11 protein-coding genes are annotated in these 15,734 nt (G+C 63.8%); 7 read left to right on the top strand and 4 right to left on the bottom strand.

What is annotated here, in order from left to right; translation table 11 throughout:
* Window positions 1-96: 96 nt before the first annotated feature.
* Window positions 97-612: a GNAT family N-acetyltransferase gene (locus AC5ZFO_RS43665; RefSeq protein ID WP_282522339.1), complete on the bottom strand. Its 516-nt coding sequence runs from the start codon at window positions 610-612 to the stop codon at window positions 97-99.
* Between the two features lie 433 nt (window positions 613-1,045).
* Between AC5ZFO_RS43665 and AC5ZFO_RS43660 the strand changes: the two genes are divergently transcribed.
* The 3 genes from AC5ZFO_RS43660 to AC5ZFO_RS43650 are packed head-to-tail and all read left to right on the top strand — an operon-like array spanning window position 1,046 to window position 7,490.
* Window positions 1,046-3,895 carry a beta strand repeat-containing protein gene (locus AC5ZFO_RS43660; RefSeq protein ID WP_496123790.1) on the top strand — a complete coding sequence of 950 codons (2,850 nt, stop codon included), beginning with the start codon at window positions 1,046-1,048 and terminating at the stop codon, window positions 3,893-3,895.
* 27 nt (window positions 3,896-3,922) lie between these two features.
* A complete protein-coding gene (locus AC5ZFO_RS43655) occupies window positions 3,923-6,055 on the top strand; it encodes a type I secretion system permease/ATPase (RefSeq protein ID WP_282522341.1) in 2,133 nt (710 codons plus the stop codon).
* Window positions 6,042-7,490: an HlyD family type I secretion periplasmic adaptor subunit gene (locus AC5ZFO_RS43650; protein WP_282522342.1), complete on the top strand. Its 1,449-nt coding sequence runs from the start codon at window positions 6,042-6,044 to the stop codon at window positions 7,488-7,490. The genes AC5ZFO_RS43655 and AC5ZFO_RS43650 overlap by 14 nt, the downstream gene beginning before the upstream one ends.
* A 106-nt stretch (window positions 7,491-7,596) precedes the next feature.
* Here the strand turns inward: AC5ZFO_RS43650 and AC5ZFO_RS43645 are convergent, their stop codons facing one another.
* From AC5ZFO_RS43645 to AC5ZFO_RS43635, 3 genes are all read right to left on the bottom strand, one after another.
* A complete protein-coding gene (locus AC5ZFO_RS43645) occupies window positions 7,597-9,459 on the bottom strand; it encodes an ABC-F family ATP-binding cassette domain-containing protein (protein WP_496123789.1) in 1,863 nt (620 codons plus the stop codon).
* Between the two features lie 57 nt (window positions 9,460-9,516).
* Window positions 9,517-9,690, bottom strand: coding sequence for a hypothetical protein (locus AC5ZFO_RS43640; RefSeq protein WP_282522344.1), 174 nt, complete (start codon window positions 9,688-9,690; stop codon window positions 9,517-9,519).
* A 215-nt stretch (window positions 9,691-9,905) separates the two neighbouring features.
* Complete coding sequence (locus tag AC5ZFO_RS43635; RefSeq protein WP_282522345.1) at window positions 9,906-10,160, bottom strand: sulfur globule protein precursor; 255 nt, start codon at window positions 10,158-10,160, stop codon at window positions 9,906-9,908.
* Window positions 10,161-10,471: 311 nt separating this feature from the next.
* Here AC5ZFO_RS43635 and ndk point away from each other — a divergent pair, with 311 nt between their 5' ends.
* From ndk to AC5ZFO_RS43615, 4 genes are all read left to right on the top strand, one after another.
* Window positions 10,472-10,894 carry a nucleoside-diphosphate kinase gene (ndk, locus tag AC5ZFO_RS43630; protein ID WP_027535388.1) on the top strand — a complete coding sequence of 141 codons (423 nt, stop codon included), beginning with the start codon at window positions 10,472-10,474 and terminating at the stop codon, window positions 10,892-10,894.
* Between the two features lie 41 nt (window positions 10,895-10,935).
* Entirely contained in the window at window positions 10,936-11,796 is an 861-nt protein-coding gene (locus tag AC5ZFO_RS43625) for a TerC family protein (RefSeq protein ID WP_282522348.1), read from the top strand.
* A 634-nt stretch (window positions 11,797-12,430) separates the two neighbouring features.
* Complete coding sequence (locus AC5ZFO_RS43620; RefSeq protein ID WP_282522349.1) at window positions 12,431-14,476, top strand: TonB-dependent receptor; 2,046 nt, start codon at window positions 12,431-12,433, stop codon at window positions 14,474-14,476.
* A gap of 24 nt (window positions 14,477-14,500) precedes the next feature.
* Window positions 14,501-15,646, top strand: a complete 1,146-nt coding sequence (locus tag AC5ZFO_RS43615) for a PepSY-associated TM helix domain-containing protein (protein ID WP_282522350.1) — start codon at window positions 14,501-14,503, stop codon at window positions 15,644-15,646.
* The last annotated feature ends 88 nt before the right edge of the window (window positions 15,647-15,734 follow it).

The following is a 15,734-nucleotide window of genomic DNA, read 5'->3' as shown; positions in this document are numbered from 1 at the left end:
CCTCCCTTAAGTGGTGCTCAACAACTCCACTTTGGCACATCGATGCCGTCGGGCGGGGCGTCCACCCCATCATAAATTCGTCGCGACGGCGATCCATCAACCTCTATCGATCATCCAACGGTTTACCGCTTGGTGGAAGTTAAGAGGGCCCGGAACGGTCATATGCGTCTTAACGTACGTGAAACCCGCCTTTTGGAGCGTGCGGTTCGGAGCCACATTGAACGCATTGGGTTCACAGAAGAGTTGCTTCAACTCGAGAACCTGGAAGTAGAGTTCGACGGTCTTTCGGACACACTCTACGCCAATCCCCTGCTTACGCAGCGAGGGATCCGTGATGTGCAAATGCATACTTGCGTGCTGGCCAATCCGGATCTTGTCAGCGGTCGAGAACCCCAAGAACCTATCGTCGGAGAGCCAGCTTACTAAAAAGCTGTTTCTTTGCTCGACAGGCCGGTCGAACATTTGCTCATAAAGTCGCTGCCATTGTATTGCCGGTGGTAGTCGTGTTGGGTCGACCCCGAGCATTTCCAAGTGCTCTGGCGTCGCTGCGTGGAAATACTCGATGATCAGTGCAGTTTCCTGCAGAGTCATCGGTCGAACGGTGATGGCCACTGGCAGCCCCTACGATCAGTGGGCGCTGTATAAATAGCAACTTAAAATAGATGGATTGCGGCCGTTTAGCAATTGGCAAGTCGCTGCCAGCAGCGCATCAGGATCGTGCTGCGCCGCGTTCGGGCATGAGAGCAACGATCTCAATTCGCCATCTCATCAAACTAACGCGTCCTCACTTCGAGCTATAGCTTCTCCGCGCGCATCAATGTGTTGGCGGCATTCGCGCGCGCCTTCGAAAGTCACGCTGCCGTTATACGTGATCGGCAATTCGTGATGTGAGAGCATTTGCATCCGCTGTCGAAACCAGCCCGGAGGAAAACTGGAGGAAATCTCCAGAATAATCACGCGCGTCTAAAGCAGCGCTTCAAGAAAGACATCCGCACCACTGCTACGCATCGAGGGGAGGGACTGGATCGATCGAAGGAATATTTGGATGTCTACTACCTCTGTTTTCTCCCCGGTTACGGGCCAGCTCACCATTTTCGGCGACAGCGCCAATAACGGCGTCGTGATCACACGCGACAAGTCGGGCCGCATACTCATCAATAACGGGCAGGTGAAGACGATCGGTGGCGATCCCACTGTGGCCAACACCAACGAGATCGACGTCTTCGGTCTGGGCGGCGACGACACGATCACCGTCAACGAATCCAACGGCCCGATGCCCGCGGTGCACATTTTCGGCGGCGACGGCAATGACAGGATCACGGGCGGATCAGGTGCCGATTTGCTGTTTGGGCAGGCCGGCGACGATACGATCAAGGGTGGCGGCGGCAACGATCTGCTGTTCGGCGGCGCGGGGAACGACACGCTGGACGGCGGCAGCGGCGACAACCAGTTGTTCGGCGAAGCCGGCAACGACCTCATGATCTGGAATCCGGGGGGCGGCACCAACCTGTTCGAGGGCGGTGACGGCAACGACACTGCGCAGGTGAACGGAAGCAATGACCCGGAGACGTTCACGATCACGGCGAACGGCACGCGCGTGCGATTCGACGGGACGGGCGCCGCGCCATTTTCGCTCGACATCGGCACGACGGAGAATCTGGTGCTGCACGCCGGCGGCGGCGACGACGTCATCACCGCAAGCAATGGACTCGCCAGCCTGATCTCGCTGACGCTCGACGGCGGCGCCGGCAACGACAGGATCACCGGCGGCGACGGCAACGATCTCCTGATCGGCGGCAGCGGCGACGACATCGTCAATGGCGGACGCGGCAACGACGTCGCGCAACTAGGAACGGGCGACGACACCTTCATCTGGAATCCCGGCGACGGCAGCGACACGGTCGAAGGCGGATCGGGCAACGACAAGCTGCTGTTCAACGGCGCCAACATCAACGAGACCATCGACATCTCGGCCAATGGCGGCCGGGTGCGCTTCACCCGCGACGTCGCCAACATCACGATGGACCTCAACAGCATCGAGCAGATCGAATTCGATGCACGCGGCGGCGCCGACAACATCACCGTCGGCGATCTCACCGGCACCGGCGTCAAGCAGGTGCTGGTCGATCTCGGAGCCGTTCCCGGCGGCACGCAAGGCGACGGTGCGGCAGACACGGTGACCGTCAACGGTACCAACGCTGGCCAGCACATCGAGGTCACGTCCGACGGGACGACCGTGACGGTGACGGGCCTGCCTGAAGTCGTGACGATCGCGAATGCAGAGGCTGCCAACGACCGGCTGGTGATCCAGGCGCTCGGCGGCAACGACGTGATCGATGCATCGCTACTTGCTGCGGCGATTGGGCTGACCATCGATGGCGGCGCAGGCAACGATACCATCACCGGCAGTCAGGGCGCCGACACCCTGATCGGCGGTGACGGAAACGACAAGGTCATCGGTGGCCGCGGCAACGACGTCGCTCTCCTCGGCGCAGGCGACGACATCTTCACGTGGAATCCCGGCGATGGTAGCGACACCGTCGAAGGTGGCGCGGGAACGGATACGCTGGTGTTCAACGGCTCCAACGTCGCCGAGAACATGTCGATCTCGGCGAATGGCGGTCGCGCGCTTCTCACCCGCGACGTCGGCGCCATCACGATGGATCTCAACGGCGTCGAGCATGTGCAGATCGCTGCCGCCGGCGGCGCCGACAACATCACCGTCAACGATCTCTCCGGCACCGGCGTCACGCAGGTGGCGATCGACCTCAGTGCCGGCCCCGGCAGCCAGAGTGGTGACGGTGCGGCAGATCGTGTGACCGTGAACGGCACCGCAGGCGATGACAACATCTCGGTCACGACCTCTGGCGGATCGATCGTCGTCAACGGCCTTGCGGCGCAGGTGACCATCGCTCACGCCGATGCCGGTGATGTCCTGACCGTCAACGGCGGAGGCGGTAACGACGTCATCAATGCCTCGTCCATCAAGGCGGGGCAGCCGTTCAGCCTCAACATCAACGGCGGCGACGGCAACGACACCATCACCGGCAGTGCCGGCAATGACATTGTGAACGGCGGCCGTGGCAACGACGTTGCCAATCTCGGCGCCGGCGACGATACCTTCGTCTGGAATCCCGGCGACGGCAGCGACATTGTCGAAGGCGGCAAGGGCACCGATACGCTGCTGTTCAATGGCGCCAACATCAACGAGAACATCAACATCTCGGCCAATGGCGGCCGGGTGCTGTTCACCCGCGATGTTGCTGCCATCGCGATGGACCTGAACGGCGTCGAGCATATCAACTTCAACGCCCTCGGTGGTGCCGACAACATCACGATCGGCGACCTCTCCGGGACCGGCGTGAATCAGGTCAACCTCGACCTCGGCGCCAATGACGGCGCCGCGGATACGGTGACGGTCAACGGAACCAGCGGCAGCGACGTCATCACGGTGACCGAGCACGACGGCATCATCACGGTGTCGGGGCTTGGCCAGGACATCAACATCACCGATGCCGGCGCGGGCGACAGGATCGTGATCAACGGGCTCGATGGCGACGACGTCATCACGGCCTCCGGTCTGCACGGCGGCATCCAGCTCGTCGCCAATGGCGGCAATGGCGATGACGTCCTCATCGGCAGCCCAGGCAACGACACGCTCGCGGGCGGCGCGGGTGATGACGTGCTGATCGGCGGCGGCGGACAGGACGTCCTCGACGGTGGCCCCGGCAACAACGTCGTCATCAACGGGGGCGGGGCGATGGCGGCCGCGATGCTGCTCAACCAGGCCATGGCGGCGAACCTTATCCCGGCAGGTGACGGTCACGGCGAGATGCCGTTGCCCGACCCGCACGCGGCGCAGAGCCAGACCCTCGCACCGCCGCAACACGCCTGACGCGAGGCTCCGGCCCGGAGAACGCCCATGATCATGAACGCGGTCTCGACCGATACGGGGTTGGACGCGCTGCTCACCCTGCTGCATTTGCAGGGTGTTGCGGCCGACCGCGACCAGCTCAGGCACCGGACCGGAACGGCTGTCTTTGGCGCAGCGGACATCATCCGCTGCGCCAAATCTCTCGGCCTCAAGGCACGAACCTATCGAACGCAGTGGAGTCGTCTGTCGGGCAGCCCGCTGCCCGCGATCGCGATGCTGCGCGACGGCAGCTTCATGGTCATCGCAAAAGCCTCCGCCGACAGGGTGCTGGTGCAATCGCCGCAGGCTCAGCGCCCGGTGCTGATGGAGCGCGACGAGCTGTGCGCGATCTGGGACGGCGGACTGATCCTGATGGCCCGGCGCGCCGGGCTATCAGACCTCGGGCGTCACTTCGATATCACCTGGTTCATCGCTGCGATCGGCAAATACCGGCGGCTGTTCGGCGAGGTGCTCGCCGCCTCGTTCTTCCTCCAGCTCTTCGCGCTGGTCTCGCCGCTGTTCTTCCAGGTCGTCATCGACAAGGTGCTGGTGCACCGTTCGCTGTCCACGCTCGACGTGCTCGTCATCGGCCTGGTCGTCGTCTCCCTGTTCGACACGGTGCTGGGTATCCTGCGCAATTATCTGTTTGCGCACACCACCAACCGCATCGACGTCGAGCTTGGGGCGCGGTTGTTCCATCACCTTCTGGCATTGCCGATGGCCTGGTTTCAGGCGCGGCGCGTCGGCGATTCCGTGGCGCGGGTTCGCGAGCTCGAGAACATCCGCAACTTCATCACCTCATCGTCGCTGACGCTTCTCATCGACCTGTTCTTCACGTCAGTATTCCTAGCGGTGATGTTCGCCTATTCGCCGCTGATGAGCTGCATCGTGCTGGCATCGTTCCCGTTCTACATCGCGATCTCGGCGGTGGCGACGCCGCTGTTTCGCCGCAGGCTGGACGAGAAATTCCGCCGCGGCGCCGAGAACCAGGCCTTCCTGGTCGAAAGCGTCAGCGGCATCGAGACGCTGAAGGCGATGGCGGTCGAGCCGCAGATGCAGCGCCGCTGGGAAGAGCAGCTCGCCGGCTATGTCTCGGCGAGTTTCGGCGTCACCAGCCTCGGCAACACCGCAAGCCAGCTCGTGCAGTTCGTCAGCAAGGTCGTGACCGCCGCCATTCTCTATGTCGGTGCGCGCCTCGTGATCGGCGACGCATTGACCGTCGGCGAGCTCGTGGCCTTCAACATTTTTGCGGGGCGCGTTTCGGCCCCGGTGCTGCGGCTGGCGCAGGTCTGGCAGGATTTTCATCAGGCGCGGCTCTCGATCGCGCGGCTTGGCGACATCCTCAACAGCGCCGCAGAGCCGGCTTATTCGGCCGCACGCGCCGGGCTGCCGCCGATCCGGGGCAATATTCGGTTCGAGCACGTGTCGTTCCGCTACCGGCTCGATGGGCCGGAAATCCTGCACGACGTCTCGTTCGATGTTCCGGCCGGGCAAACCGTCGGCATCGTCGGCTCCTCGGGCTCGGGCAAGAGCACGTTCGCCAAGCTGGTGCAGCGGCTCTACGTTCCTCAAGGCGGCCGCGTGCTGATCGACGGAATGGATCTGGTAATGACCGATCCGGCCTGGCTCCGCCGCCAGATCGGCGTGGTGCTCCAGGACAACATGCTGTTCAACCGCTCGGTGCGCGACAACATCGCGCTGGCCGATCCGACCCTGCCGATGGATCGCATCATGGACGCGGCAAAACTCGCGGGCGCGCATGATTTCATTCTGGAGCTTCCCGAAGGCTACGACACTGTCGTCGGCGAGCGCGGCTCGACGCTCTCGGGCGGGCAGCGCCAGCGCATCGCGATCGCCCGCGCATTGGTGACCAATCCCCGCATCCTGATCTTCGATGAAGCGACCAGCGCGCTCGATTATGAAAGCGAGCGGATCATCCATGAGAACATGAAGGAGATCGCCAGGGGCCGCACCGTCCTGATCATCGCGCATCGTCTGTCCACCGTTCGCGGTGCCGATCGCATCTTCACGCTGGAGCGCGGCCGTCTGGTCGAGGACGGCACGCATGACGCGTTGATCAAGACCGGCGGCCGATACGCGGCCCTGCATCGTCTCCAGGGAGGAATCTATGAGGTCGGCTAGCGCGGTGCCGGCCCCGCGGCCGGAGCAGACCGTCGTTCCCTTCCGGAACGCGAAGGGGCGGCGCACGGAAGAGATCGCCTTCCTGCCCGCGGCGCTGGAGATTGCCGAGGCACCGCCGTCACCGATCGGCCGGGCCATCGCGATGGCCCTGATGCTGCTTGTCTGTGCGGCACTCGCGTGGTCGGCATGGGGCACGATCGACATCGTGGCGTCCGCAACCGGGAAGGTGGTGTCGAGCGGGCGAAGCAAGGTGGTCCAGCCGTTCGAGACCGGGGTGGTGCGCGCCATCCACGTGCAGGACGGGCAGGCGGTCAAATCGGGCGACGTACTGATCGAACTCGATCCGACCGTGAACGCCGCAGAGCGCGATCGCCTGCAGGACGATCTCATGGCCGAACGGTTGAATGTTGCGCGCCTCCGCGCTGCGCTCGCAAGCGGCGAAGGCGCCTTCGCCGATCTCGTCGTGCCAGGAGACGCCGACCCCGCACTGGTCGCGACGCAGCGGCAGCTTCTCGTAAGTCAGGTCGGCGAGCATCGCGCCAAATTGGCTGCGCTGTCGCGCCAGGAGGCGCAGAAGGAGGCCGAGCACCAGACCATCGCGGCGACGATCCACAAGCTGGATGCGTTGCTCCCGGTCACCCAGCAGCGCGTCGAGATCCGCAAGATTCTGATGGAGAAGGAAATCGGCTCGAAACTGACATACTACGAGACACTTCAGCTTCTGATCGAGCAGCAGGAGGAGCTTCGTGTCCAGAGCAGCCATCTGAAGGAGGCCGAGGCGGCCGTCGCCGCGATCCGGGAGACCCGCACCCAGGCCGTGGCGGAGTATCGCAAGAGCCTGTCCGACGAACTCGCCAAGAGCGTGCAGAAAGCCAACGGCGTCGCGCGCGATCTGATCAAGGCGCAGCAGCGGACCCGGCTGCAGCGGTTGACGTCGCCAGTCGACGGCGTCGTGCAGCAGCTTGCGGTCCACACCGTCGGTGGCGTGGTCACGCCCGCGCAATCGCTGCTGGTGATCGTGCCGTCAGATACGCGGCTCGAGGTCGAGGCGATGATCTCCAACCGCGACATCGGTTTCGTCGAGGCCGGGCAGGGCGCCGCCGTCAAGATCGACACCTTCAACTTCACCCGCTACGGCCTGCTGGAGGGACGGGTGCTGAGCGTCTCGCAGGACGCCATTATCCGCGACCGTTCGCCGGGAAACGACCGCGCGCTCGGGACGCAGCGCGACAGCAGCGAGCCCAACGGGCAGGAGCTGAGCTACAGCGCACGCATCTCGCTCGATCGCACGCAAATGCAGGTGGACGATCGCCTCGTCACCCTGTCGCCGGGCATGGCCGTGACGGTGGAGATCAGGACCGGCTCGCGCACCATTTTGAGCTACCTGTTATCGCCATTGCAGCGCTACCGGCACGAGATCATGCGGGAACGCTGATGTTTGCCGATTAAGCCAGGCGTTTCAACGGCTTGAGTGGTCTCGCCGACGCTCCGGCCGCAACCGCCCCGCTACTGTGCATGGGGTTGTTTTTCAGATTTTGAGTCTAGCCCGCCGCCTCGTCGAACTGCGTGCTCGCCTCCAGCCACTGTTCCTCCGCACGCGCCAGCGCGTCGGCGGCGTTGGCGCGCGCCTTCGACAGTTGCGCGGCCTGCTTGGGATCGCGCGTAAAAATGTCGGGCAGGGCGAGCGCGGTGTCGATCTTGGTGATGATCTCGCTGACGCGGGCGATCTCGCTCTCGGCTTCCGCGATGCGCTTCTTCAGCGAGCCGCGATTGTCCGATCTTGGGCGCTGCGGCTTCTCGCTCGCGGCGCTACGCTCGCGCGGGGCGAGCTCGCCGTTGCGCGCCGACAGCACCAGGCGGCGGTACTCGTCGAGGTCGCCGTCGTAATTGGTGACGGTGCGGTCGGCGACGATCCAGAGCCGGTCGGCGCAGGCCTCGATCAGATAGCGATCGTGCGAGACCATGATGACCGCGCCGGGGAATTCGTTGATCGCTTCCGCAAGTGCTGCGCGGCTGTCGATGTCGAGATGGTTGGTCGGCTCGTCCAGGATGATCATGTTCGGGCCGAAGAAGGTCGCAAGGCCCAGCAGCAGCCGCGCTTTCTCGCCACCGGACAGTTTGGCGACCTTGGTGTCGGCCGCCTTGCCGGAAAAGCCGATCGCGCCGGCGCGGGCGCGTACCTTGGCTTCGGGCGCATCACCCATCAGCTTGCGGACGTGGTCGTAGGCAGAGCCGTCCTCGTTGAGCTCGTCGAGCTGGTGCTGCGCGAAATAGGCGATCGACAGCTTGTCCGCGCGCGTCACCCTGCCCGAGAACGGCGCCAGCCGTCCGGCGAGCAGTTTTACAAGTGTCGATTTGCCGTTGCCGTTGGCACCCAACAGCGCGATGCGGTCGTCATTGTCGATGCGCAGCGTAACGCGGCCCAGCACCGGGGCTGCCGGATCGTAGCCGACCGCGGCGTTGTCGACGGCGATGATCGGCGGCGACAGGATTTTTTCAGGGGCGGGAAAGCTGATCTCGCGCACGTCCGCGGTGACCAGCGCCGTGATCGGCTTCAGCCGCTCCAGCATTTTCACGCGGGACTGCGCCTGGCGCGCTTTCGAGGCCTTGGCCTTGAAGCGGTCGACGAAGGCCTGCAGGCGCGCGCGTTCGGCCTCCTGGCGCTTGACCGCCTTGGCATCGAGCAGCTCGCGCGCGGCGCGCTGCTCCTCGAAGGAGGAATAGGTGCCCTTGTAGAGCGTGAGCTTGCCGCGCTCCAGATGCAGGATCTGGTCGACCGAGCTTTCCAGAAGGTCGCGGTCATGGCTGATCACGATCACCGTGCGCGGATAATGCGCAAGGTGATCCTCGAGCCACAGCGTGCCTTCGAGGTCGAGATAGTTGGTGGGCTCGTCGAGCAGCAGGAGGTCAGGGGCGGCGAACAGCGTGGCTGCGAGTGCGACGCGCATGCGCCAGCCGCCGGAGAATTCGGCGCAGGGGCGAAGCTGGTCGGTGGCGGAGAAGCCGAGGCCGGAGAGGATCGCAGCCGCACGGCTCGGCGCCGAATGGGCGTCGATGTCGACCAGCCGGGTCTGGATCTCGGCGATCCGGTGCGGGTCGGTCGCGCTCTCCGCTTCGTGCAGCAGCGCGTCGCGTTCGAGGTCGGCCTTGAGCACGACGGAGATCAGGCTTTCGGGGCCGTTCGGGGCTTCCTGCGCGAGGCTGCCGACGCGCCAGCGTGGCGGCAGGGTGACCGTGCCGTGCTCGGCCGAAAGCTCGCCGCGGATCACTTTGAACAGGGTCGACTTGCCGGTGCCGTTGCGCCCGACCATGCCGACGCGCGCGCCGGGCGTGATCTGCACGGAACTCTGGTCAATCAGAAGGCGTCCGGCAAGGCGGATGGAGAGGTCGGTGATAGCAAGCATGCGGCCTTGTCACCGCAAGGCGCGTCGAACGCAACCCGTTTTTGCGTGAGCCTCACGTCAGTGCGAATCGCGATCGCGCTGCTTCAACTCGTCGAGGAGCTGTTCGAGATGCGTCGGGAGCCGCGGGTCGGGGCGCAGGCTCTGCTGGAGCCGTTCGCCCACGGCATCGCAAATCGAGCGGCTGGTGCGCCGGTCGATCTGTTCGCTGTCATTGGCAAGAAGGCCAGCCATTGTGGAGTTCCGTGTTCTCAAATTGATGACACGGTACCAAGTCCTTGGCCCCCAAATGGTTTCGCCACGCGCGGAGATTGCCCGGCACTCTGGTAAAAATTGCATGAGGCCGGGCAACATCCGCCCAAATACAAAGCCCCAGCGCAGGGGAACGCCGGGGCTTCGCTTGGAAGGTACCTGGGGGGCTTAGGTACCTCAGAAAGGTGCTGTCGGGCTCAGTAGCAGCGGTTGATCAGCCGCCAGCGGGGTCCCCAGGGGGTCGGGACCAGCCGGCGCACGTAGCAGCCGCCATAACCGTAGGAGACGGGGCCGCCGGCATAGAAGCGCGGTCCACCCCAGCCGTGATGCCAGCCACCGCCGCCGCCGTGCCAGCCCCAGCCGCCGTGCCAGTGAGCGGAGGCGGAGGTCGGCGCCAGCGCGGCACCCAGCGCAACCGCGGCGACAGCGGCAAGCGAAATTTTCCTCAACATGGTGATCTCCTAAAGACTGCCGGCGCGGGGCTATCGCGTCGATGAAAGGCCGCCGAAACGGTCCGCCTCATGATCGGGCTTTCGGTTTCGATAGGCCCGACCTTACGCCGGCGAAGCTGAACCGAACCCTGACGGGGGTTTCAGATTGGGTTCATCTGCATGAAATTGTTGTAATCCATGCTGGAATCCCGGGGCGGGCCCTGCGGCGAAGCGCCTGTGAGGCCGTTCTTGCGGTCGCTTGCCGTCCGGCGATGGCGCCGATATAAGCCCGGCAACTCGGAAACCACCGCTTTCTTCTCAAGGACAAGATTATGGCCATCGAACGCACTTTCTCGATCATCAAGCCCGATGCGACCGCGCGTAACCTGACCGGTGCGGTCAACGCCGTGATCGAGAAGGCGGGCCTGCGCATCGTCGCGCAGAAGCGCATCCGCATGACCAAGGAACAGGCCGAGACCTTCTATGCCGTCCACAAGGCGCGCCCCTTCTTCGGCGAACTCGTCGAGTTCATGACCTCGGGCCCCGTGGTGGTCCAGGTGCTGGAAGCCGAGGGCGCCATTGCCAAGTACCGCGACGCGATGGGTGCGACCGATCCGTCCAAGGCCGCCGATGGCACCATCCGCAAGCTCTACGCAAAGTCGATCGGCGAGAATTCCGCTCACGGCTCGGATGCGCCGGAGACCGCTGCGATCGAAATCGCGCAGTTCTTCTCGGGCAACGAGATCGTCGGCTGATCAGCCGATAGGTTAATGTCGACGGGGCGAAAGGACGTATTGTGAACTGGCTCTGGCAGATCTTCGATCCCGCTACGATCGGGGCATTCTTCACCCAGTTTCGCAACGAGATGGCCGAACCGACCTTCTGGATTGCGGTCGGCAAGATCATCTGGATCAACATCCTGCTCTCCGGCGACAACGCGCTGGTGATTGCGCTCGCCTGCCGCGGCCTCAAGCCGCGGCACCGGCTGTGGGGCATGATCTTCGGCGCCGGCGCAGCCGTGCTGCTGCGGATCATCTTCACCGGCATCGTTGCGAGCCTGATGGAGCTGCCTTACCTTAAGCTCGTCGGCGGTCTCGCGCTGATCGTGATCGCGGCGAAGCTCCTGGTGCCGGAGAACGAGGACGAGGAGGGCGTCGAGTCCGCCTCGCATCTGTGGCAGGCGGTGCAGATCGTCGTCGTCGCCGACATCGTCATGAGCCTCGACAACGTCATTGCGGTAGCCGCCGCCGCCAATGGCAGCGTGCCGCTGCTGATCCTCGGTCTCGCCATCAGCGTGCCGCTGATCGTTGCCGGTGCGGCCCTGATCATGGCGCTGCTGGCAAAGCTGCCGGTCCTGGTCTGGGCGGGTGCTGCGCTGCTCGGCTGGATCTCGGGCGAGGTGATCGCGACCGATCCCGGCATCGCACCGAAGCTGCACACGCTGTTCGACGGCCCGCTCGGTGCCTCGCTGGACAGCATGCTCGGCGCACTTCGCATTCCGCCGCAATTCACCCATGGCGGCGGAGGCGGCGAATATCTCTGCGCAGCTCTCGGCGTCGTCGTCGTGCTGGTCGTCGGCTCCATCTGGCGCCGGCGCAGCCTGAGCGCGGCCGCGCTGGAATCCTCCGAGCGCCACGCCAAGGCCTCGGCGGAGTAATCTCTACGGCATGATCTGGTTTTGCTTGCCTCTTCCCGGCGGGGAGAGGTTTTGCGCGTGATCATTTCGACAGGTTGCGACGCCCGCCGTCCCCACTGAACCGGTCATCATAGCTCCGCACGTCGGCGAGCACTGCCGCCCCATGGCGGGCGGGCGCGTCAGGTGGTCACGCACGGTGCGGTCCGGCACTTCGTGGAGTGACCCACAGCGCTCTCAACCTCAGCGCGATTTAGACTTTGACTTATTATAAACTACTGAAAATAAAGGCGTTTTTATTGACTCGGCGGCTTCTGCCGCGGCAGGTCGCTCCGGTATTTATTCCTGTCAAACCGGAAGCTGTTGAGAGATGTCTTCGAGAGCCACCTGCCGTCCTGTTGCTATTCTTGCCGCTACCGTCAAATCACATCCGAAGTTCTCCAGACCGACGGCTTTCGCGGCCTCTCTGGTCTCCATCGCCTTGTTCGGCGACGGCTTCCTTCACCGCACCAGCGCGCAAAGTGCAGCACCGGAGACGGCGACAGCCCTGCCGGCGGTGACCGTCACTGCCGACGTGCCGAAGCAGCGTGCACGCCCGCGTTTGAATCCAAGTCGAAGGGCGGGCCGTCAAAGCGCGCCCGCGAATGAGCGGGCCAGGATGCAGGCGGAAGCGAACCCCGCTGCCGCGAGGCCGGGCGCACTCCCGCCCTCCTACTCAGGTGGGCAGGTCGCCCGCGGCGGCCAGATCGGCTTGCTGGGCAACAAGGATTTCATGGACACGCCGTTCAATATCACCAGTTACACGGCGAAGAAGATCGAAGATCAGCAGGCCAGCACGATAGCCGACGTCGTCAGCAACGACCCTTCGGTCCGGTTCACCGGTCAGACCGGCGGCATTCTCGACTCCTTCTTCATCCGCGGCTTTCCGATCGGCGAGGGGAATGTCGGAGAAATTGCCTTCAACGGTGTCTATGGCGTTGCACCGAACTACCGTGTCTTCACCGACTACGTCGAACGGATCGAGATCATCAAGGGCCCGACCGCGCTGCTTTACGGGATGGCCCCGAACAGCAGCGTCGGAGGCACCATCAATATCGTCCCGAAGCGTGCCTCTGATGTCGATCTCACACGGGTTACGACCGACTATGCGACGAACACCCAGCTCGGCACGCATCTCGACGTCAGCCGACGGTTCGGCGAGAACCGCGAATTCGGAATCCGCGTCAATGGCAGCTATCACAATGGCGACACGCCGCTGGACAACCAGAACCGGGAGGCGCATGTCGGCGCCGCGGCGTTCGATTATCGCGGTGAGAAATTCAGAGCTTCGCTCGACTTCATCGATCAGGAAGAAAAGTTCGACGCGCCCACGAGACCGTTTCTGGTCGCAACGGGCGTAGCTGTCCCGACCGCGCCGGTCGGGAGGCGCAATGTCACGCAGGCCTGGGAATGGGCCAAGGTTCATGACAACTCGCTGCTGGCGCGCGCCGAATACGATGTGACGGAGTCCGTGACGGTGTTCGCCGACGGCGGTGGCGGCAGGACCCAGGTCGATCGCTTGTTCGGCACGCCGACGATCCTGAACGCGGCCGGCAACACCACGTCGACACCGGGACGCTTCAAATTCGATATCGACAGGAATGTCGCCGACGCCGGTGTGCGCGCCCGGTTTGAAACCGGCGCGATCAGTCACGCAGTGAGTTTCCAGGGCAGCTACTACACGGATCAGACCTCACGGGGCTCCGTGTCCGGGATGCCGGTTCTGTCCAACATCTATGCGCCGATCGCCCGTCCTGAGCAGTTCGTTGCTGCGCCCGCGGCTGTTCCGAAGCTTTCGGATACCGAATTGAGCGGCCTGGCGCTGGCTGACACTTTGTCGGTTTTTCAGGAACGTCTTCAGCTGACCGTCGGCGTGCGCCAGCAGGGCGTCAAGTCCAACAACTTCAACACCACCACGGGAGCGGTCACGTCCTCCTATGACCAGACGGCGCTCACGCCGATGGTCGGCCTCGTCGTCAAGCCCTGGAGCAACGTTTCGTTGTACACCAACTACATCGAAGGGCTCAGCAAAGGCGATATCGCACCGACGACCGCGAGCAATCAGGGGGAAGTTCTTGCGCCTTACTTCAGCAAGCAGCACGAGGCAGGCGTCAAGGTCGACTTCGGAATGCTGGCCACCACGATCAGCGTGTTCCAAATCACCAAGCCGTCGGGACAGTTGGGTGTCGACAAGGTCTTCCGCGCCGACGCCGAACAGCGCAATCGCGGCCTGGAGTTCACCCTGTTCGGAGAGGTGCAGCCCGGCCTACGAGTCCTTGGCGGCGTGACGTTGATCGATGCGGAGCTGACAAAGACAAGCACGCCAACCAATCTCGGCAAGACGCCGATCGGTGTGCCTCAGGTGCAGGCAAACCTGTCCGCCGAATGGGACACCCCGTTCGCACCCGGACTGACGCTGGTCGCAAACACCATCTATACGGGACACCAATATCTGGATGCAGCGAACACGCAGGTCGTTCCGGCCTGGACGAGGCTCGACCTGGGTGCCCGCTACAACACGCGGATCAACAACCGGCCGGTGACGCTGCGAGCCCTGGTTCAGAACGTGTTTGATACCAATTACTGGGCTGGCGTGGCGAGCTTCTCCGCATTGTCGCAGGGTGCATCGCGAACCCTGCTGTTGTCGATGTCGACGGATTTCTGAGGCGGGTCGGCTTTGACGCGCGCAATGGCGATGTTGCCGGCCCCGAATCTCACCGGACGCGCACGGCGCGGGCTTCTGTGGGCTCATCGATGGCTCGGATTGCTCGGCGGCATCGTCGTGGTGCTGATCGGCCTCACGGGTAGCTTCATCGTCTTCTATCGGGAAATCGATGCCGCCCTGAACCCGGCGCTTTACACTCCCGCCGGTCGCGAACGAAAGATTACGCTGAGCGAGGTGATGCGCGCCGCCGCGACAGCGGATCCCGCGCCGATTGCCACGATCCTGGCGCCAGATCGGACCTGGCCGGTCTGGGTCGTGATACATGCGCACGAAACTGCGGCAGGCCATTACCCGAATCGTTGGACGACCATGGTCGATCCTTCGAACGGGAAGGTGCTCGGGCGGCGTGACTACATCAACGCGTTCTCCCTCAAGGTTTATCGTCTGCACTACACGCTGCTGCTCTATGAGTGGTGGGGCAGAGAGCTGGTCGGCGTTGCCGGGTTCATGCTGCTCGGCTTGGCCATGTCAGGCCTCATCCTGTGGTGGCCGAGGCCGGGTCGATTCTGGCGATCGGTGTCGGTCCGCCGGGATGTTTCGCTACTTCGATTTGTTTTCGACGTCCACGGCACGGCCGGCTTTTGGGCGCTGCTCGCGCTCACGGCGATCTCGATGACCGGCGTCGGGATCATTTTTCCCGACGTGGTGCGTCCCATCGTTGGCCTTGTGTCGCAACCGACGGCCGATCCGTCGCCGCGGATCGAAGCGCCGCCCCCCACGGGGACACCGCCGCTATCACCCGATGCGATCATGCGGAACGCGCAAGCGGTTAAGCCGGGCCTGGCGGTTGCCATGCTGAGCCCGCCGACCGAAACGCGCAACACGTGGCGGGTGCAGTTCCGGGCCGCGGGTGCTGATCCCGCGGTACGTGCCCGGGGGGCGATCTGGCTCGATCCATGGAGTGGCGCGGTGGTGCACGATCGCACTTCATCCGCGATGTCGATGGGGGATCGCTATATGGCCGAACAGCTCTGGATCCATAACGGTGCGGCGTTCGGACTGATCGGACGCCTGTTGGTGTTCGCAGCCGGCTTCGCACCTCTCGCCCTGTTCATCAGCGGCGGGATCATGTGGCTCAAGAAACGTCCGGGGAGGATCAGGACCGGCTAGCTGGTCTAAAGCGCGATGAGATTGGAATGAATCGTTATCGCGCTTTAGGTTGTTGTTTGAGCATGATCTTTTCGGAAAACCGCTGCGC

This window comes from Bradyrhizobium sp. Unk1 (assembly GCF_059512345.1).
The sequence above is the reverse complement of the archived record's forward strand: the minus strand, read 5'-3'. Positions and strand labels throughout refer to the sequence as shown.

What these genes read in the sequence shown, in the direction of transcription:
- AC5ZFO_RS43655 (WP_282522341.1), top strand. Translation starts at nt 3,923, where the DNA reads ATGATCATGAACGCGGTCTCGACCGATACGGGGTTGGACGCGCTGCTC.
- AC5ZFO_RS43650 (WP_282522342.1), top strand. Translation starts at nt 6,042, where the DNA reads ATGAGGTCGGCTAGCGCGGTGCCGGCCCCGCGGCCGGAGCAGACCGTC.
- ndk (WP_027535388.1), top strand. Translation starts at nt 10,472, where the DNA reads ATGGCCATCGAACGCACTTTCTCGATCATCAAGCCCGATGCGACCGCG.
- AC5ZFO_RS43620 (WP_282522349.1), top strand. Translation starts at nt 12,431, where the DNA reads ATGCAGGCGGAAGCGAACCCCGCTGCCGCGAGGCCGGGCGCACTCCCG.
- AC5ZFO_RS43640 (WP_282522344.1), bottom strand. Translation starts at nt 9,690, where the DNA reads ATGGCTGGCCTTCTTGCCAATGACAGCGAACAGATCGACCGGCGCACC.
- AC5ZFO_RS43660 (WP_496123790.1), top strand. Translation starts at nt 1,046, where the DNA reads ATGTCTACTACCTCTGTTTTCTCCCCGGTTACGGGCCAGCTCACCATT.
- AC5ZFO_RS43645 (WP_496123789.1), bottom strand. Translation starts at nt 9,459, where the DNA reads ATGCTTGCTATCACCGACCTCTCCATCCGCCTTGCCGGACGCCTTCTG.
- AC5ZFO_RS43615 (WP_282522350.1), top strand. Translation starts at nt 14,501, where the DNA reads ATGGCGATGTTGCCGGCCCCGAATCTCACCGGACGCGCACGGCGCGGG.
- AC5ZFO_RS43635 (WP_282522345.1), bottom strand. Translation starts at nt 10,160, where the DNA reads ATGTTGAGGAAAATTTCGCTTGCCGCTGTCGCCGCGGTTGCGCTGGGT.